The 17,322-nt window shown below is 69.5% G+C and carries 18 protein-coding genes; 14 read left to right on the top strand and 4 right to left on the bottom strand.

What is annotated here, in order from left to right; all coding sequences use genetic code 11:
- Positions 1–50 precede the first annotated feature (50 nt).
- From pal to V7D63_RS02215, 13 genes are all read left to right on the top strand, one after another.
- Positions 51–608 carry a peptidoglycan-associated lipoprotein Pal gene (pal, locus tag V7D63_RS02275; RefSeq protein WP_333590664.1) on the top strand — a complete coding sequence of 186 codons (558 nt, stop codon included), beginning with the start codon at positions 51–53 and terminating at the stop codon, positions 606–608.
- A 169-nt stretch (positions 609–777) separates the two neighbouring features.
- A complete protein-coding gene (locus V7D63_RS02270) occupies positions 778–1,890 on the top strand; it encodes a DUF3667 domain-containing protein (RefSeq protein WP_333590626.1) in 1,113 nt (370 codons plus the stop codon).
- 40 nt (positions 1,891–1,930) lie between these two features.
- The gene (locus tag V7D63_RS02265) at positions 1,931–2,773 is read left to right on the top strand and encodes a tol-pal system protein (RefSeq protein WP_333590625.1); all 843 of its coding nucleotides are present in this window, start codon (positions 1,931–1,933) and stop codon (positions 2,771–2,773) included.
- Positions 2,758–4,065, top strand: coding sequence for a tRNA lysidine(34) synthetase TilS (tilS, locus tag V7D63_RS02260; protein WP_333590624.1), 1,308 nt, complete (start codon positions 2,758–2,760; stop codon positions 4,063–4,065). Before V7D63_RS02265 ends, tilS begins: the two co-directional genes overlap by 16 nt.
- Before the next feature lie 37 nt (positions 4,066–4,102).
- Positions 4,103–6,037: an ATP-dependent zinc metalloprotease FtsH gene (gene ftsH / locus V7D63_RS02255; RefSeq protein ID WP_333590623.1), complete on the top strand. Its 1,935-nt coding sequence runs from the start codon at positions 4,103–4,105 to the stop codon at positions 6,035–6,037.
- A gap of 125 nt (positions 6,038–6,162) precedes the next feature.
- Positions 6,163–7,365, top strand: coding sequence for an acyltransferase family protein (locus tag V7D63_RS02250; RefSeq protein WP_333590622.1), 1,203 nt, complete (start codon positions 6,163–6,165; stop codon positions 7,363–7,365).
- Positions 7,366–7,425: 60 nt separating this feature from the next.
- Positions 7,426–8,064 carry a hypothetical protein gene (locus V7D63_RS02245; RefSeq protein WP_333590621.1) on the top strand — a complete coding sequence of 213 codons (639 nt, stop codon included), beginning with the start codon at positions 7,426–7,428 and terminating at the stop codon, positions 8,062–8,064.
- A gap of 3 nt (positions 8,065–8,067) precedes the next feature.
- Positions 8,068–8,367, top strand: coding sequence for a winged helix-turn-helix domain-containing protein (locus V7D63_RS02240; protein ID WP_333590620.1), 300 nt, complete (start codon positions 8,068–8,070; stop codon positions 8,365–8,367).
- A gap of 3 nt (positions 8,368–8,370) precedes the next feature.
- Positions 8,371–9,183 carry a dihydropteroate synthase gene (gene folP, locus V7D63_RS02235; protein ID WP_333590619.1) on the top strand — a complete coding sequence of 271 codons (813 nt, stop codon included), beginning with the start codon at positions 8,371–8,373 and terminating at the stop codon, positions 9,181–9,183.
- 52 nt (positions 9,184–9,235) lie between these two features.
- Positions 9,236–10,036, top strand: coding sequence for a bifunctional hydroxymethylpyrimidine kinase/phosphomethylpyrimidine kinase (gene thiD, locus V7D63_RS02230; protein WP_333590618.1), 801 nt, complete (start codon positions 9,236–9,238; stop codon positions 10,034–10,036).
- Positions 10,036–10,614, top strand: coding sequence for a nucleotidyltransferase family protein (locus V7D63_RS02225; RefSeq protein ID WP_333590617.1), 579 nt, complete (start codon positions 10,036–10,038; stop codon positions 10,612–10,614). The genes thiD and V7D63_RS02225 overlap by 1 nt, the downstream gene beginning before the upstream one ends.
- Positions 10,611–11,363 (top strand): ribonuclease T2 family protein, encoded by a 753-nt coding sequence (locus V7D63_RS02220; RefSeq protein WP_333590616.1) that lies wholly within the window; start codon positions 10,611–10,613, stop codon positions 11,361–11,363. The genes V7D63_RS02225 and V7D63_RS02220 overlap by 4 nt, the downstream gene beginning before the upstream one ends.
- A gap of 106 nt (positions 11,364–11,469) precedes the next feature.
- The gene (locus V7D63_RS02215) at positions 11,470–11,850 is read left to right on the top strand and encodes a hypothetical protein (protein ID WP_333590615.1); all 381 of its coding nucleotides are present in this window, start codon (positions 11,470–11,472) and stop codon (positions 11,848–11,850) included.
- Here the strand turns inward: V7D63_RS02215 and V7D63_RS02210 are convergent.
- From V7D63_RS02210 to V7D63_RS02195, 4 genes are all read right to left on the bottom strand, one after another.
- Positions 11,847–12,848: a hypothetical protein gene (locus tag V7D63_RS02210; protein WP_333590614.1), complete on the bottom strand. Its 1,002-nt coding sequence runs from the start codon at positions 12,846–12,848 to the stop codon at positions 11,847–11,849. The genes V7D63_RS02215 and V7D63_RS02210 overlap by 4 nt on opposite strands.
- Positions 12,849–12,930: 82 nt before the next feature.
- Entirely contained in the window at positions 12,931–13,698 is a 768-nt protein-coding gene (locus tag V7D63_RS02205) for an ABC transporter permease (RefSeq protein WP_333590613.1), read from the bottom strand.
- On the bottom strand, positions 13,698–14,636 hold the full coding sequence (locus V7D63_RS02200) for an ABC transporter ATP-binding protein (protein WP_333590612.1): 939 nt from the start codon (positions 14,634–14,636) through the stop codon (positions 13,698–13,700). Before V7D63_RS02200 ends, V7D63_RS02205 begins: the two co-directional genes overlap by 1 nt.
- A 145-nt stretch (positions 14,637–14,781) precedes the next feature.
- A complete protein-coding gene (locus V7D63_RS02195; protein WP_333590611.1) occupies positions 14,782–15,246 on the bottom strand; it encodes a peptidase S1 in 465 nt (154 codons plus the stop codon).
- 253 nt (positions 15,247–15,499) lie between these two features.
- On the opposite strand from V7D63_RS02195, the gene V7D63_RS02190 reads away from it, so the two are divergent.
- A complete protein-coding gene (locus V7D63_RS02190; RefSeq protein ID WP_333590610.1) occupies positions 15,500–17,299 on the top strand; it encodes a long-chain-acyl-CoA synthetase in 1,800 nt (599 codons plus the stop codon).
- Positions 17,300–17,322 lie beyond the last annotated feature (23 nt).

The raw sequence follows: 17,322 nt of genomic DNA, 5'->3' as shown, positions 1-17,322 counted from the left end.
GACTGAATACAGTCACGCTTCGCCGCCGCCGTTTCAGGAGACGACCCATGATGAAACCCACCACCCTGGCCCGCCTGTCCGTCGTGGGCCTGGCCGTCGTGGCCATGGCCGCCTGTACGCCGCGCCGCCCCGCCGTCGAGGGTTCGACCCCCGGCGGCCCGACCGCGCCCGGCGGCGACACCTATCCGACCCGCCCCGGCGGCGGCGTCGAGGGCGGAAACATCGGCTCGGCCGTTCCCGGTTCGGAACAGGATTTCGTCGTCAACGTCGGCGACCGCGTCTATTTCGACCTGGACAGCTATGAGGTCCGTTCGGACGCCTTCCCGCGCCTGGACGCCCAGGCCGCCTGGCTGAACCGCTATCCGACCGTGCGCATCCGCATCGAGGGCAACGCCGACGAACGCGGCACCCGCGAATACAACCTGGCCCTGGGCGCCCGCCGCGCCGAGTCGGTGCGCAACTTCCTGGTCGAGCGCGGCATCGCGCCCGGCCGCATCGACACCATCAGCTACGGCAAGGAGCGGCCGATCGCCGAGGGGGCGAACGAGGACGCCTGGGCGCGCAACCGCAACGCCCACACGGCCATCGTCTCGGGCGCGCCGCGCTGATCGCATCCCGGTCGTCCTGGCGGGACGGCCGGTCTTCAGAGGGCGGGAAGACGGCGCATTCCCCCGGCGTCGGCTTCCCGCCTTTTTTGTTTGCCCGGATGGATGCGACTTCATTAGACGACCGTGGCGATGCGGGAACTCCGCGCCGCGCTGACGGGGGACGCATTCCATGGACATCGACGCAGCGGGCGGAGCGGCCACGGCCGGGCTGATCGGCGGGGCGCTGGAACGGCCGTCCGGCCATGCGGGCGAGACCCACGGCGAGTGCACGGACTGCGGCGCGGCGACCGAGGGCAATTTCTGCTCCAACTGCGGCCAGCCGACCCATGTGCATCGCACCCTGCTGCATCTGGCCGAAGAGGTGCTGCACGGCGTCGTCCATTTCGACGGCCGCATCTGGCGCACCCTGCCGCTGCTGTTTCTGAACCCCGGACGGCTGACGCGCGAGTGGATTGCGGGCAAGCGCACCCGATACGTCTCGCCGTTGGCCATCTTCCTGTTCGTCGTCTTCCTGATGTTCTTCGCCTACAGCTTCCTGGGCCACAGGGAGGACGGCGGGGCGGTCCCGATGACGATCGACCAGCAGATCGCCAGCACGGAGGCCGGCCTGGTTGTCGCCCGGCGCGAGTTGGCGCAGGCGCAGGCGGGTCTGGAGCTGGCGGTTGGGGAAGAGGGCAAAACCTATACGGATGCGGCCCAGCGAGCCGCCATCGCGGGTCTGGAGCGGCGCCTCGACCAGCAGAAGGCCGCCAAGGCGAGCGGTCAGACGACTGTCGTCGCCGGTGATGGCTGGATGGCGACCTTGTCGGAATCCGTCCGCACCGGTCAGACGAAGATCAACACCGGGAACAAGGCTCTCGACAAGACCCTGACCAAGAAGGCGCTGAACCCGGAGCTGGCGCTCTACAAGATCCAGCAGACGGCCTACAAATTCAGCTTCCTGCTGGTGCCCTTCTCGATCCCGTTCCTGGCCCTGCTGTTCCTGTGGAAGCGCGGCTTCACCCTCTACGACCACGGGGTCTTCGTGCTGTATTCGATCACGGCCATGTCGATCCTGTTCACGGCCGCCATCCTGATCGGGTCGCTGTGGGGACCCCTGGCCGTGCTTGCGGGTCTGGTCGTCTGTTTCGGGCCGCCGGTGCATATGTACGCCCAGTTGAAGGGCGCATACGGGCTGTCGGTCTTCTCGGCCCTGTGGCGGACCCTCGTGCTGCAAGTCCTCTGCGTCATCGTGGTGGGACTGTTCCTGACCACCATCGTCATGATGGGGCTGACCGGCTGACGCCTTGCCCGCGCCGCAAATCGGTGGGATGGCTGACGCCATGTTGAAGCTTTCCCGAAACATCGTCCTGACCGCCGTGGGCGTGGCCCTGATCGGGGGGATCGTCGTGGCCCAGACCGCGCCGATGGAGCCGATCCAGTGGGACAAGCGGCGGCTGGACCAGTTGGACCGCAACGTGCGCCGCCTCGAACGCGCGGTGACCCAGCGCAACGCCGCCGGCCAGCCCGTGCTGGTCGAGCCGGACCCCGAGGTCGTCGCCCTGCAAGGCCGGGTCGAATCCATGGATCGCCGCCTCAGCGATCTGGAGGACACCCTGCGCCGGGTGAACGCCGAGACCGAGCGCCTGACCTTCGGCATCGACGAGGCCCAACGCGACAACACCGCCCTGCGCAACCGGTTGGTCGACGCCGACCGCCGCATCAAGGCCATCGAGGACGCGGCCGCGGCCGAGGCCGAGCTGAACGCCCCGATCGTCGCCAACTCTCCCACCGGAGCGGCGCCCACCGACATCGCCGCCGCCGTGCGCCTGTTGGAGACCGATGCGGCGCGGGGCGAGCGCGCATTGCAGACCGTCATCGCCACCTGGCCCGACACGCCCCAGGCGCGCGAGGCCAATTCGCGCCTGGGCGACCTCTATGTGTCGCGCGATCAGCGGGCCGACGCGGTGCGGGTGTACGCCGCCGCCCTGCAAGGCTGGCCGACCATCAACTGGGCCGGCGAGACGACGCTGAAGCTGGCCGACGCCCTGATCGCCACCGACCGCAAGACCCAGGCCTGCGCCGCCCTGGGCGAGTTCCAGCGCCGCTATTCCCAAGGCGGCACGGCGGCCCAGCGCACCCGCGCCGGCCAGCTTCGCGGCCGGGCCGCGTGTCCGGCCAACTGACAGGCCTTCTGACCGAGCGCGTCTTTCGGGCGCTGGACGCCCGGCTGGAGCGCGATGTGGACCGCCCGGTCGCCCTAGCCCTGTCGGGCGGCGGCGACTCCATGGCCCTGCTGGACCTGGCCCGCGCCTGGGCCGGGGCGCGCGGACGGCGCCTGCTGGCCCTGACCGTCGATCACGGCCTGAACCCCGACAGCCCAGACTGGAGCCGCCGCGCCCAGACCGCCGCACGCGCGATGGGCGCGGACTGGCGCGGCCTGTCCTGGGACGGAGCCAAGCCGACGACCGGCCTGCCCGCCGCCGCGCGCCAGGCCCGGCACCGGCTGCTGGCCGAGGCGGCGCGGGCGGCCGGGGCGCGGGTGATCCTGACCGGCCACACCGCCGACGACGCGATCGAGGGCGACTGGATGCGGGCCGAGGGTTCGACCCTGGGCGCCCTGCGCGCCTGGTCGCCGTCTCCCGTCTGGCCGCAGGGGCGCGGCCTGATGCTGCTGCGGCCGCTGCTGGATGAGACGCGCCAGGCCCTGCGCGACCATCTGACGGCGCGCGGCCTGGACTGGATCGAGGACCCGGCCAACGCCGATCTACGCTTCGCGCGCGGCCGGGCGCGGGCGGCCCTGGCGGCGGCGCGCGAACGAGCACCCTCGGCGCCCGCGTCGCAGGCCGTCCCGCCTCCTTCATCGATCCAGAACACCACCGGGGGCCTGATCGTAGTTCGCGGCGCCTCGGCCCGCGTGCTGGCGGCGGCGGCGGTGTGCGCGGGCGGCGGCGACCGGCCGCCGCGCGGCGAACGGCTGGGGCGGGTGATCGATCGGGTTGAGAACGGCGGTCCCTTCACCGCCACCCTGGGCGGCGCGACGATCCATGGCGCGGGCCACGGCGCGGGCGGCGAGATGGTTCTGGTCAGGAACGCCGGGGAATACGCCCGGCGGCCGACGCCGCCCCTGGCCCTGACGCCCGGCGTCGCGGCGGTCTGGGACGGCCGGTTCGAGATCACGGTTCATGACGCCGGCTTTTGCGTCGCGCCCGCCGCCGGACGGATGGCGGCCCTGCCGCGCGCCGACCGCGCCGGGCTGAAGACCCTGCATCCGGGCGTGCGGGGCGGCCTGCCCGTCCTGATCCGGGACGACGGCTCTGACCCGGTTCTTGCATGGGGACGAGCCGAGGTTCGCTGTCTGGTGGGACCGCGCCTGGCCCAGGCGCTGGACCAAACGCCGCACGAACGCGATCTCGATCCCGCGCCGAATGGCGCAACGCCGGGGAACACCCTATCTTCGTTCCCGAACATCCATTGATCCGCGCCGACCCGGCGCAGGACGACCGAGGCTGCGAATGAATCTGCGTAATCTGGCGATCTGGGGCGCCGTCATCCTGGTCTTGCTGGCCGCCTATGGGGCGATGAGCCAGAACGGCGGACCCGCCATGCCGGGCGCCAAGGGCGTGGCCGCCGCGCGGCCGACCGCCATCTCCTATTCCGAACTGCTCAGCCGCACCAAGGCAGGCGAGGTGAAGTCGGTCGTCATCTCGGGCGATCAGATCGCCGGCGTGCTGAAGGAAGGCGACAAGCGGTTCACCACCGTCGCCCCGCTGTCGGACACCAGCCTGGCCCCGCGCCTGAACGAGGCGGGCGTGCTGGTCGAGGTCAAGACCGTCAAACAGGCCTGGTGGATGGGTCTGATCGGCCTGTTGCTGCCGATCCTGATCATCGTGGCCATCTGGATCTTCTTCATGCGCCAGATGCAGGGCGGCGCGCGCGGGGCCATGGGTTTCGGCAAGTCCAAGGCCAAGCTTCTGACCGAACACAAGGGCCGCAAGACCTTTGACGACGTCGCCGGCGTGGACGAGGCCAAGGACGAACTGCAAGAGGTCGTCGACTTCCTGAAGGACCCCGGCAAATTCCAGCGTCTGGGCGGCAAGATTCCCAAGGGCGCCCTGCTGGTCGGCCCTCCGGGCACCGGCAAGACCCTGCTGGCCCGTGCCGTCGCGGGCGAGGCGGGCGTGCCCTTCTTCTCCATCTCCGGCTCGGACTTCGTGGAGATGTTCGTCGGCGTCGGCGCCAGCCGCGTGCGCGATATGTTCGAACAGGCCAAGAAGAACGCCCCCTGCATCATCTTCATCGACGAGATCGACGCCGTCGGCCGCCATCGCGGCGCCGGCCTGGGCGGCGGCAACGACGAGCGCGAGCAGACCCTGAACCAGTTGCTGGTCGAGATGGACGGCTTTGAGTCCAACGAGGGCATCATCCTGATCGCCGCCACCAACCGGCCCGACGTGCTGGACCCCGCCCTGCTGCGCCCCGGCCGGTTCGACCGCCAGGTGGTGGTGCCCAACCCCGACGTCTCGGGCCGCGAGCGCATCCTGCGCGTGCACATGAAGGACGTGCCCCTGGCCGCCGACGTCAACGTCAAGACCATCGCGCGCGGCACGCCCGGCTTCTCGGGCGCCGACCTGGCCAATCTGGTCAATGAGGCGGCCCTGACGGCGGCCCGCAAGGACCGCCGCATGGTCACCCACCGCGACTTCGAGGACGCCAAGGACAAGGTCCTGATGGGGTCCGAGCGCAAGTCCATGGCCATGAACGAGGAAGAGAAGCGCCTGACCGCCTATCACGAGGCCGGCCACGCCATCGTCGCCATGAACGTCAAGATGGCCGACCCGGTGCACAAGGCCACCATCGTGCCGCGCGGCCGCGCCCTGGGCATGGTCATGCAGTTGCCCGAGGGCGACCGCTATTCGATGAAATACCAGCAGATGGTCGACCGCATCGCCATCATGGCCGGCGGCCGGGTGGCCGAGGAGCTGATCTTCGGCAAGGAGAACATCACTTCGGGCGCCAGTTCCGACATTGAACAGGCCACCAAACTGGCGCGGGCCATGGTCACGCGCTGGGGCTTCTCGGATCAGTTGGGCACGGTGGCCTATGGCGAGAACCAGGAGGAGGTCTTCCTGGGCCATTCGGTCTCGCGCACCCAGAACATCTCCGAGGAGACGGCCCGGATCATCGACGCCGAGGTCAAGCGGCTGGTCACCAACGGCTGGGACGAGGCCCGCAAGATCCTGAAGAAGAAGAAGGCCGACCACGAGAAGCTGGCCCAGGGCCTTTTGGAATACGAGACCCTGTCGGGCGACGAGATCCGCGACCTGCTGGAAAAGGGGCTGGCCCCCAGCCGCGACGCGGACAACTTCCCCAATGCCGGTCCCTCGGTCTCGGTGCCGGTGACCCCGGCGGCGGAGGGCGCCGAGGCGTCGCAGCCGACCGTCCACTGACGCCGATCTGAAGACGAGAACGCCCGCCCGGTTCGCCGTGCGGGCGTTCTTTAGATGAACTAGTTTGCATTATAAACTTGTCTGTGCGATACGCCGCTTCTCTCGACCGAGGAGGAGGATCGTCGATGTCGACCCATGAACCCGCCGAGCGCCTGCACGGCCTGGACGCCCTGAGGGCGGGCGCCCTGTTGCTGGGCGTGGTGCTGCACGCCAGCCTGTCGTTCTTTCCCGAGCAGATGTGGATCGTCGCCGACGACAGCCGCTCCATCGGCGCGGCCTGGCTGTTCTTCGCCATCCACCTGTTCCGCATGACGGCCTTCTTCCTGATCGCCGGACTGTTCGCCCACATGATGCTGGCGCGCAAAGGCTGGTTCGGTTTCGCCAAGGACCGGGTGATCCGCATCGCCGGGCCGCTGGTCGCCTTCTGGTTTCCGGTCATGGGCGGGATCGTCGCGGCCCTGGTCTGGAACGCCCAGGTCAACGGCCTGATCACGCCGGGCGCGCCGCCGCCGCCGACGCCGACCTATGACTGGACCAATCTGCCGCTGACCCACCTGTGGTTCCTGTGGGTGCTGATGATCTTCTACGCCGCCCTGTTGATCCTGCGCCTGCCGTTCGCGGCGCTGGACCGCGGCGGCGGCTGGGGCCGGACGGTCGACCGGCTGACCGATCTTCTGACCGGGCCGTGGACGCCGTTCATCCTGGCCGCTCCCCTGGCCTACGCCCTGTGGCTGGACCCGAAATGGATCGCCTACTTCCTGGTGCCGACGCCGGACACGGGCCTGGTTCCCAACACCGCCGCCCTGGTCGGTTTCGGCCTGGCCTTCGGCTTCGGCTTCCTGCTGGACCGTCGCCGGGACCTGTTGGACCGGATCGCCGCTTGGTCGCCGCTGTTCCTGATCACGGCCGCGGCCGCCGGCGTCGCCGCCTATGGCCTGGCGGGCGGGCCAAGCCTGATCCCGATGGCCGAACCCACGCAACAAAAGGCCGTCGCGGCCATCGTCGCGGCCGTAGCGGTCTATTGCTCCGCCTTCGCGGCCATGGGTCTGTCGCTGAAATTCCTGTCGGGCCACAGCGCGATCCGGCGCTATCTCGCGGACGCCTCCTACTGGATCTATATCCTGCACCTGCCGCTGGTCATGCTGGCCCAGGTCTGGGTGCAGGACTGGCCCGCGCCCTGGTGGCTCAAGCTGGGCGGCGTATCGCTGGGCGTGCTGGCGGTCTGTCTGGCCAGCTATGAGCTGACGGTTCGGCACGGTTTCATGGGCCGGTGGCTGAACGGCCGCCGCATCCCGTGGAAACGCGCGGCCCAGGCCGACGCCGAATAACTTGCCAAGGCCGGTTCGCTGGTTCACGCCGGACGAACCGGTCGCACGAGAGAATCGCCCATGCCCGCCGCGCCCCGCCCACCGTCCATAGAGGCTGACCTGGCCTTCCTGCGCTCCATCGTGGAGGGCGGCGGCAAGCCGTCGATCACCATGGCCATCGCCTATCTGGCGGGGGGGCTGTTGTACGGACTGCAGTGCCTGTTCCACATCGGCCAGATCATCGGCGTGGTGAACTGGCCGGGCCTGGCGAACCTGGCCTTCATCCTGGCGATCAACCTGGCGGTCTGCGCGGCCATCGTCTGGGCGGTCATCCGCGACAAGAGCGACGGCGTCAGTCGCGGGCCGCTGGCGTCGCGAGTGCTGAACGCGGGCTTTTCAAGCGCGGGCATGGTCAATCTGGCCATGGTCATCATCTTCGGCGTGGGCGCGGCGCGCGACGGCGACTTCGCCATCTGGCTCTATTATCCGGCGGTCGTGTTCGGATTGCAGGCCGCGGCCTGGGTCGTCGCCTGGGTGCTGAAGAAGAAGGTCTGGATGCTGGCCACCGCCGTGGGCGGCTGGCTGACGGCCGTGGCCCTGGGCCTGCTGGTGCGTCAGTCGGAGTTCTATCTCTACGTCTGCACCGCCGCCCTGTTCCTGCTGTTCGCCCTGCCGGGATGGATCATGCTGCGCGAGGCCCGCGCGAGCCAGGCCGGCTGATCCATGTCTCTGGGCGATCTCGGCAAGATCGACGACGTCATCCACGGCCGGATGCGGCTGGGGATCATGGTCTATCTGGCCGATGTCGAGACCGCCGACTTCACCGAGCTGAAGACCGTGCTGGAGGCGACCCAGGGCAATCTGTCGGTGCATCTGAAGACGCTGGAGAAGGCCGGATACGTCGAGATCGACAAGAGCTTTCGCGACAACAAGCCCCTGACCCGCGTCAGCATCACGAGCGCGGGGCGCAAGGCCTTCTCGGCCTATCTGAAGGCCCTCAGCGGCCTGATCGGACGGGAGTGAGCGATGGCGCGCCCCCTGGTCATGGGCATCGTCAATGTGACGCCGGACAGTTTTTCGGACGGCGGGCGGCTGGGTTCGGCGGCGGCGGCCGTCGATCATGCGTTGCGGCTGGCGGCCCAGGGCGCCGACATCCTGGACATCGGCGGCGAAAGCACCCGGCCGGGGGCCGAGCCGGTCGACGAACACGAGGAGATCGCGCGCGTCGCCCCGGTGATCGCCGGCGTCCGCGCCCGGTGGGGCGGGCCGATCAGCATCGACACCCTTAAACCCGGCGTGGCGCGGGCGGCCGTCGCGGCGGGCGCCACGATCTGGAACGACGTCAGCGGCCTGACCTGGGCCGAGGACGGTCTGGCGACGGCGGCCGCGCTGGGCTGCACGGTCTGTCTGATGCACATGCAGGGCGAGCCGCGCACCATGCAGGCCGACCCCCGCTATGACGACGTGGTCGCCGAGGTGTTCGGCGCCCTGGCCGCGCGGGCCGAGGCGGCCAGGGCGGCGGGGGTGGCGCGCGACCGCATCTGGCTGGACCCCGGCGTCGGCTTCGGCAAGACGGCCGAACACAACCTGGCCCTGACGGCGCATCTGGACCGACTGGCCGCCCTGGGCTTTCCAGTGCTGTACGGCCCCAGCCGCAAGCGGGTGATCCAGGCGGTCGATCCGACGGCGGCCGATCCCGACGACCGGATCGGCGGGTCCCTGGCCCTGGCGCTGGAGGCGGCGCGGCGCGGCGCCGCCGTGATCCGGGTTCACGACGTGCGTCAGACAGTCCAGGCGTTGAAGCTTCAGGCGGCCGTGGCGAACGCGGCCAAGGGGTGACGCAAGCGGCGATCCCGGCCTATCAAGGCCGTTCAATCCCCATGGAGTCGCCATGACCGCCCCGCTCGGCCGCGTCCTGATCATCGCCGGTTCGGATTCCGGCGGCGGCGCGGGAGTGCAGGCGGACGTCAAGGCGGTGACCATGCTGGGCGGCCACGCGGCCACGGCGATCACCGCGATCACAGTGCAGAACACCCTGGGGGTGCACGGGGTGCATCCCCTGCCGCTGGACCTGATCACGGCTCAGGCGCGGGCGGTGCTGGACGACATCGGAACCGATGCGGTCAAGACCGGCATGCTGGGTTCGGTCGAGACGGTCGAGGCGGTCGCGGCCATTCTGGACACGGCCCATGCCCCCGCCGTGGTCGATCCGGTGATGATCGCCAAGGGCGGCCATCCGCTGCTGGAGGACCGGGCGGTGGCGGCGGTGCGCGACCTGATGATCCCGCGCGCGGCCCTGCTGACGCCCAATGCGCCGGAGGCCGAGGCCCTGACGGGGTTGGCGGTCATCGACCTGGACGGGCAGCGGCGGGCGGGCGAGGCCTTGCTGAAGCTGGGCGCGCGGGCCGTGCTGATGAAGGGCGGCCATGTGCCGGGCGACACGGTGGTCGACCTGTTGCTGACGTCGTCGGGCGAAACCCTGTTGGAGGGACCCAGGGTCGAGACGCGCAGCACCCACGGCACCGGCTGCACCCTGGCCAGCGCCTGCGCGGCGGGAATCGCCCAGGGCAAGCCGGTCGAGGTCGCGGTCGCGGAAGGGTGGGCCTATGTCGCCGAGGCCATCCGCCGCGCGCCGGGCCTGGGCGGCGGACATGGGCCGCTGGATCACGCCTGGCCGGTCAGGAGGTCATGATGAGCGGCGACCTGGAAGCGCGGCTGGTCGAGATCGTTCGCGCGAACCCGGACCTGATGCAGGTGCTGCGCGTCGTGCGCGGGCTGGGCCTGCCGGACTGGCGGATATTCTCCGGCGCCGTCTATCAGGCGGTGTGGAACGCCCAGACCGGCCGGCCCGCCGGCTATGGGATCAAGGACTACGACCTGGGCTATTTCGACGCCTCGGACATCGGCTGGGACGCCGAGGACGCGGTGATCCGGCGCGTCGCCGCCGCCTTCGACGAGCCGTTCAAGAGCCAGGTCGAGGTGCGCAATCAGGCGCGGGTGCACGTCTGGTTCAAGGATCGGTTCGGCGAGGACTATGATCCCCTGCCCGACACCGACGCGGCGCCCGCCCGCTTTGTGGCCCCGGCCTTCGCCGTGGGGGTGCGGCTGGAGGCGGACGACGCCATCAGCGTGATCGCGCCCTTCGGTCTGCAAGACGTGTTCGACATGGTCATCCGGCCCAATCCGAACCGGCCGCTGGCCAAGGGCTGGGCGCGGACCCTCGACAACGCCCGCGGCCGCTGGCCCGAGATCAGGGTGGTTCAGCCGTGACATCGAAAGCGATCCGTCGTGCGGGGATGCTGGCCGTCCCGTTGCTGCTGGCCGGGTGCGGGTGGGCGGGCGAACGGGCCGAGACGCCGGTTTCCGCCTCGGGCGAGCGCTGCGTGATTCCCGCGAACCTGACCCCCGCCCGCGCCTATGCGCCGCCCGCCGACGAGATCGAGACCGACGTGGCGACGGCGCACCATCTGCTGGCCGTCAGTTGGTCGCCCCAGGCGTGCCGCAGCGGCGCCGACTATCCCGACGCCGAGCATCAGTGCCGCGACAACCATTTCGGCCTGACGCTGCATGGACTGTGGCCGAACGGGCCGACGCGGACGCGGCATCCGCGCTATTGCGCCGCCGCCCCGGCGATCCGGGCCGAGACGGTCAGGCGGAATTTCTGCATGACCCCCTCGCCGTCGCTGCAACAGCATGAGTGGGCCGCGCACGGGACCTGCGGCTGGGCGACGCCGGAGGCCTATTTCGACCAGGCGGCGCGGCTGTGGAACGGGCTGGAGCGGCCGGACCTGGAGGCCATTCCGGCCGCCGATCTGACGGCGGGAGCGATCCGCCGGGCCTTCGCCCAGGCCAATCCCGGCCTGCCTGAGCGTGCGGTCTGGGTGGTGCTGGCCGACGGCTGGTTCCGCGAGGCGCGCATCTGTTACTCCAAGACCTTCGCCTGGGAGCCGTGCCCGCACGGCGTCGGGCCGGGCGATGCGACGCCGGTCAGGCTGGCGCCCAGGGGGGCCGACGACTGAGGAACCGACGACTGGGGGACCGGGCGGAGTGACCGCAACGCGGCGTTAACCGACGAGGCGCAGCCTGATCCCATCCGCGACCGGAGACGCGCGCTCGGAGACCGCCATGTCGACCATCGCCACGTCGAGCTATCGCCGCACCCGCGACCACTTCGAGCCGCAGGACGCCGACCCGCAGGAACAGCGACGGCTGCGCGGCCAGATGGAGCAGATCGACTACACCGCCTTCGTGGCCAATCGCGAAGTGCTGAGCCAGATGCTGGGCAAGGCCAATCCCGCCAGCTTTCAGAAGCTGGCGACCCTGACGGCGGCGGCGCGCGGACGCTGGGCGGCCGAGGCGTTGCGGCTGGCGGAATCGGGTTCGCCGGTGACGCCGGATCAGGCGGCGCGGCTGACGGCGTTTCGCACCGCCTATGAAGAGCTGGCGGAATCCTATGAAGCCCTGCGCCGGATGGTCGAGCGCGGCTATCTGGTGCTGAACCCCTAGCCTAGCGGCTGAGGCCGGGTCACGACCGGGGCGTCCGGGTCGTCGGGCTGGGACCGGGCGGCCGTAGGCGGCGAATCGGCGGGCAGCTCGACCGGAGCGGGCGTCGGTTCGACGGCGGACGGTGCGGGCGCGATCACGACGGGCGCGGCGGTCGTCGGCGCGGGCCGGGCCGACGGCGAGGGCGCACGCGGCGGCGTCTGAACGGCGGGCGCCGGGACCGGGGCGGCGGCGGACGGCGCGGGCGGCGTCGCGATCACGGGCGAGACGGTCTCGACAGGCGCGGTCTCGACAGGCGACGGCGGGACGGGTTCGGCGACGACGGCGACGGGCGGCGTTTCGATCGCGGCCGGTGCGGGCGGCTCGGGCCGGGTCAGAAACCAGACGGCGGCCGCCCCAATGACCAAGGCGGCGGCCAGGACGCCCACATACAGCGGCCAACGCCCCTTGGCCGCATCCTGGGCCGACGGGGCGGGGGCGGCGGGCGAAGCGGCCGGAACCTCGGCCGCCGGAGCGGCGGCTTGTGCGACGACGGGCGCGGCCGGACGCGCGGCGGGCGGCGCCTCGGGCAGGGGTTCGGGCGCGGCGACGGGGGCGGCCGGGACCGGCCTGGGCGCGGGCGTCGGCGTCAACGTGGGGACCGCGGCGGCGCGCGGCGCGGCCTGGGGGATCAGCGAGCCGGAGAAGATGCCCCCGCCAGGGCGGGCGGACGCCGTCGCGGCGGGCTTGGCGACCAGACCCGCCGGATCGGGCCTGGGCTGAGGCATGGGCTGCGGCCTGGGCAGAGGCTGAGGCTGAGGTTCGGGCATGGGCATGGACAATTGCTCGGCGACGCGGGCCGAGGCGGGCGGCTCGGCCGTGGCCACGGGCTTGGCCGGACGCGGCGGAACCGCCAGCCGATTGACCGCCGTCGGCAAGGGACCGACGCGGAAGGTGGTCTGGGGCGGACGACCCCATTGCAGGCCCCCGCGAGGCGGGTTCGGCGGCGTGTCGGCGGGCATGGCGGCTCCGGCGCCGGGCGGGCGCGGTCAGATCAAGGTTCAAACACGAGGCTGGATTCTGAACCGGGCGCCTTTATGACGATCAGGTCTTCAGCCGGTATCCGGTGCGGAACATCCAGCCGACGACGGCCAGAAGCACCAGGAAGAAACCCAGGGTCGCGGCCAGGCTGAGCGCCACCGGCACGTCGCCGACGCCGAAGAAGGCCCAGCGGAAGCCCGAGATCAGATAGACCACCGGATTGAACAGGCTGACCGTGCGCCAGACGCCCGGCAGCATGTCGATCGAATAGAAGGCCCCGCCCAGGAAGGTCAGCGGGGTGACGATCAGCATGGGGATGAAGTTGAGCTGTTCAAAGCTCTGCGCCCAGACGCCGATGATGAAGCCGAACAGGCTGAACGTCGCCGAGGTCATCACCAGGAAGGCCAGCATCCACAACGGATGCAGGATCTGCAACGGCACGAACAGGGCCGCCGTGGCCAGGATGATCAGCCCCAGGATCACCGACTTGGTGGCGGCGGCGCCGACATAGCCCAGCACCGTCTCGAACGGCGAGATGGGGGCCGACAGCAGCTCGTAGATGGTGCCGGTGAATTTCGGGAAGTAGATGCCGAAACTGCCGTTGAAGATGGAGTTGGTGAACAGGCTGAGCATGATCAGCCCCGGCACGATGAAGGCGCCGTAGGGGACTTCGCTGACCTCGGTCATGCGGCCGCCGATGGCCGTGCCGAAGACCACGAAATACAGGGCCGTGGTCACCACCGGGGTGATGATCGACTGCCAGAAGGTGCGCAGGGCGCGCGCCATCTCGAAACGATAGATGGCCCAGACGCCATAGCCGTTGAACCCCATCAGGCGGCCTCCTCACGCGACTGGTGCACCAGGTCGACGAAGATGTCCTCCAGCGAACTCTGGCGGGTCGACAGGTCCTTGAAGCCGATCCCCAGATCCGACAGGCGGCGCAGCAGGGACGGCACGCCGGTTTTCTCAGCGTTGGAATCGAAGACGTATTCCAGTTCGTTGCCCTCGCCCTTCAGGTCCAGCGTCCAGTCCGACAGTTCAGGCGGCAGGTCGGCCAGGGGTTCCTGCAATTGCAGGGTCAGGGTCTTCTTGCCCAGCTTCTTCATCAGGGTCGCCGTCTCTTCGACGATCACCAGCCGGCCCTTCAGGATCACGCCCACGCGGTCGGCCATCTCTTCGGCCTCTTCGATGTAGTGGGTGGTCAGGATGATGGTGACGCCCCTGTCGCGCAGGTCCCGCACCAGGGTCCACATGTCGCGACGCAGCTCGACGTCGACGCCGGCGGTCGGTTCGTCCAGGAACAGGATGTCGGGTTCGTGGCTGAGCGCCTTGGCGATCATGACGCGGCGCTTCATGCCCCCCGACAGGGTCATGATCTTGGCGTCCTTCTTGTCCCACAGGGAAAGGTCGCGAAGGATCTTTTCGACAAAGGCCGGGTTCGGCGCCTTGCCGAACAGGCCCCGGCTGAAATTGACCGTGGCCCACACGGTCTCGAAGGCGTCGGTGGTCAGTTCCTGGGGCACCAGGCCGATCTTGGACCGGGCCGAGCGATAGTCGCTCTGGATGTCGTGTCCGTCGGCGATCACCGCGCCGCCCGACGGGGTGACGATGCCGCAGATGATGGAGATCAGGGTGGTCTTGCCCGCCCCATTGGGACCCAGAAGGGCGAAGATCTCGCCCCGGTCGATGGTCAGGTCGACGGCCTGAAGCGCCTTAAGCCCCGAGGCGTAGGTCTTGGTCAGCCCCTTGACCGAAATCACCGGCGCCATGCGCATTCTCCCCGTTCAGTCTCGCGCCCAGATATGAAGCGGCGCCCCGCGTCTCAAGGGCGGGGCGGGCCGCCGATGCGAAAACCCCGCCGCCATGATCGAGGCGACGGGGTCCACGCGGCGTCTTTCGCCCGACGTCGGAGGGTCAGAAGTTGGTGATTTCCGAGATCGAGACCACGGCGGGCTTGGTGTCGCCGCTGGAATAGGTGCCGACCCAGATCTCGTAGCGGCCGGCGACGGGGCTGAGCGTCACCACCGGATTGGAATCGTCGCCCGAATCGTCGTCGCAGTACCATTCGCCGTTCGGGCCGTTGACCACGATGGTGGTGTCGGCGTTTGAAATGGCCGAGATGCGCAGGTTCATCGTGCCCTTGCCGTCCCAGAACAGACGCATGTCCGGCTGTTCGGTGATGAAGCCGCGGCATTCGTTGAACCGGGTCGAGGCGTCGATGGTGCCGCCCGCGCGCATGCTGGTCAGATGCGGATCGGGCGTGAAGCCCGGCGACAGGCGCACTTCGCCGTAGTTGGGCGTGCTGTTGTAGTCCTGGGCGACAGCCGGAGCGGCGGCGGCCAAGGCCAGTCCGACAGCGGCGAAAAGGGTCGTCTTCATGGTCTAATTCCCCCGACCGGTCCCGGCCCCATGCCGCCGACCGTCGTTAGGCGGATTAAGCGCTTGCAAATCGGCATGTTCAACCCTTCCAGGTCTGACGCGTCTTAACCCGGCGTCACCCGACGCATCGGCGCCACGGCGGCCTGACAAAGGCGTGACGAGACCGGCTGGTTTTCGCCTGCCGGTTGACCGCCCCGGCCGCCTTGTCCATCACGGGTGCGAGGGATCGTTCCGTTGAAAGGAAGACGCGGCCATGGGCCTGATGGCGAACATCAAACGCGACCTGCGTTTCGTCGCCGGCCTGCGTCGCCTGCTGAAGCGGATCAAGCCGATCGAGCTGGACAGCGACGTGCTGGTTCCCGACGACTTCGAGGAGGCGGTCGACAAATTCCCTGACAACGTCGCCGTCGAGGACGAACAGCGCAGCCTGACCTATCGCGAGCTGGACGCCCTGGCCAACCGCTACGGCCACTGGGCCAAGGGGCGGGGTCTGCGCCGGGGCGAGGTCATCGCCCTGGTGATGATGAACCGGGCGGAATATCTGGCGGCCTGGCTGGGCTTTTCCAAGGTCGGCATCGCCACCGCCCTGATCAACACCAATCTGTCGGGCCAGGCCCTGGCCCACTGCCTGACCATTTCGGGGGCCTTCAACGTGGTCGCCGACGAGGATTGCTGGCGCCAGGTCGAGGAGGCGCGGCCCTTCGTCAAACAGAATCTGATGCTGTGGGTGCTGGGTTTGCAGGCGGCGGACGAGGCCAGCGAACGGCGCGGGCTGGACAACGCCGTGCGCGGCGGCTCGTCGGTGCGGCCCGCCAGGACCGCGCGCGAGGGCCTGACCAACCGCGACACCGCCCTGTTCATCTACACCTCGGGCACCACGGGCCTGCCCAAGGCGGCGCGCATCCCGCATTCGCGGGCGCGGACCTATATGCGCGCCTTCGCCGGCTGCACGGAATCGACGCCCGAGGACCGGATCTACAACTGCCTGCCGCTGTATCATTCGACGGGCGGACTGGTCGGGGTCGGCGCGGCCCTGCTGAACGGGGCGCGGCTGATCGTCAGGAAACGGTTCTCGGTCAGCAATTTCTGGCCGGACGTGAAGACCAGCGGGGCGACCATGTTCGTCTATATCGGCGAGCTGTGCCGCTATCTGGTCAATGGCGCGCCCAATGAGGACGAGCGGGCGCACAAGCTGCGGCTGGCCTTCGGCAACGGCTTGCGGCCGGAGGTCTGGCCCGAGTTCCAGTCGCGCTTCGCCATACCGCGCATCCTGGAGTTCTACGGCTCGACCGAGGGCAATGTCTCGCTGTTCAACTTCGACGGCAAACAGGGTTCGATCGGCCGGGTGCCGAAATTCCTGAAGAACAGGATCAACATCCGCCTGGTCCGGTTCGACGTGAACGAGGAACAGCCGATCCGCGGCGCCGACGGCCTGTGCCAGCCGGTTTCGGTCGGCGAGGTCGGCGAGGCCATCGGCATGATCGGCGAGGACATCCGCCACGACTTCTCGGGCTATGCCGACAAGGCCGCGTCGCAGAAGAAGATCCTGACCGACGTGTTCAAGCGCGGCGACCGCTGGTTCCGCACCGGCGACCTGATGCGCCAGGACGCCGACGGCTATTTCTATTTCGTCGACCGCATCGGCGACACCTTCCGCTGGAAGGGCGAGAACGTCTCGACCGGCGAGGTCGAACAGCGCCTGGCCGAGGCGCCGGGCGTGCGCGAGATCATCGCCTATGGCGTGCCGGTGCCCGGCCATGACGGCAAGGCGGGCATGGTCGCCGTGGTCCCCGAGGGCCGGTTCAACGCCAAGGCCTTCTCGGACTACGCCGATCAGGAGCTGCCGGCCTATGCGCGGCCGGTGTTCGTGCGGCTGATCAAGGCGGTCGACACCACCGGCACCTTCAAATACCGCAAGGTCGATCTGGTCGCCGACGGCTATGACCCGGACAAGGTCGAGGGCCAGCTCTACGTCCGCGGCGGCAAGAGCGGCTATCAGAAACTGACGCCCAAGGCCCTGGCCGATGTGACCTCGGGCGCGACGCGGCTCTAGATCGCAACCGCCCCTTAATCATT

This window comes from Brevundimonas sp., assembly GCF_036732845.1.
Lineage (GTDB): Bacteria > Pseudomonadota > Alphaproteobacteria > Caulobacterales > Caulobacteraceae > Brevundimonas.
The sequence above is the reverse complement of the archived record's forward strand: the minus strand, read 5'-3'. Positions and strand labels throughout refer to the sequence as shown.

What these genes read in the sequence shown, in the direction of transcription:
- pal (WP_333590664.1), top strand. Translation starts at nt 51, where the DNA reads ATGAAACCCACCACCCTGGCCCGCCTGTCCGTCGTGGGCCTGGCCGTC.
- V7D63_RS02270 (WP_333590626.1), top strand. Translation starts at nt 778, where the DNA reads ATGGACATCGACGCAGCGGGCGGAGCGGCCACGGCCGGGCTGATCGGC.
- V7D63_RS02265 (WP_333590625.1), top strand. Translation starts at nt 1,931, where the DNA reads ATGTTGAAGCTTTCCCGAAACATCGTCCTGACCGCCGTGGGCGTGGCC.
- ftsH (WP_333590623.1), top strand. Translation starts at nt 4,103, where the DNA reads ATGAATCTGCGTAATCTGGCGATCTGGGGCGCCGTCATCCTGGTCTTG.
- V7D63_RS02250 (WP_333590622.1), top strand. Translation starts at nt 6,163, where the DNA reads ATGTCGACCCATGAACCCGCCGAGCGCCTGCACGGCCTGGACGCCCTG.
- V7D63_RS02245 (WP_333590621.1), top strand. Translation starts at nt 7,426, where the DNA reads ATGCCCGCCGCGCCCCGCCCACCGTCCATAGAGGCTGACCTGGCCTTC.
- V7D63_RS02240 (WP_333590620.1), top strand. Translation starts at nt 8,068, where the DNA reads ATGTCTCTGGGCGATCTCGGCAAGATCGACGACGTCATCCACGGCCGG.
- folP (WP_333590619.1), top strand. Translation starts at nt 8,371, where the DNA reads ATGGCGCGCCCCCTGGTCATGGGCATCGTCAATGTGACGCCGGACAGT.
- thiD (WP_333590618.1), top strand. Translation starts at nt 9,236, where the DNA reads ATGACCGCCCCGCTCGGCCGCGTCCTGATCATCGCCGGTTCGGATTCC.
- V7D63_RS02225 (WP_333590617.1), top strand. Translation starts at nt 10,036, where the DNA reads ATGAGCGGCGACCTGGAAGCGCGGCTGGTCGAGATCGTTCGCGCGAAC.
- V7D63_RS02215 (WP_333590615.1), top strand. Translation starts at nt 11,470, where the DNA reads ATGTCGACCATCGCCACGTCGAGCTATCGCCGCACCCGCGACCACTTC.
- V7D63_RS02210 (WP_333590614.1), bottom strand. Translation starts at nt 12,848, where the DNA reads ATGCCCGCCGACACGCCGCCGAACCCGCCTCGCGGGGGCCTGCAATGG.
- V7D63_RS02205 (WP_333590613.1), bottom strand. Translation starts at nt 13,698, where the DNA reads ATGGGGTTCAACGGCTATGGCGTCTGGGCCATCTATCGTTTCGAGATG.
- V7D63_RS02200 (WP_333590612.1), bottom strand. Translation starts at nt 14,636, where the DNA reads ATGGCGCCGGTGATTTCGGTCAAGGGGCTGACCAAGACCTACGCCTCG.
- V7D63_RS02195 (WP_333590611.1), bottom strand. Translation starts at nt 15,246, where the DNA reads ATGAAGACGACCCTTTTCGCCGCTGTCGGACTGGCCTTGGCCGCCGCC.
- V7D63_RS02190 (WP_333590610.1), top strand. Translation starts at nt 15,500, where the DNA reads ATGGGCCTGATGGCGAACATCAAACGCGACCTGCGTTTCGTCGCCGGC.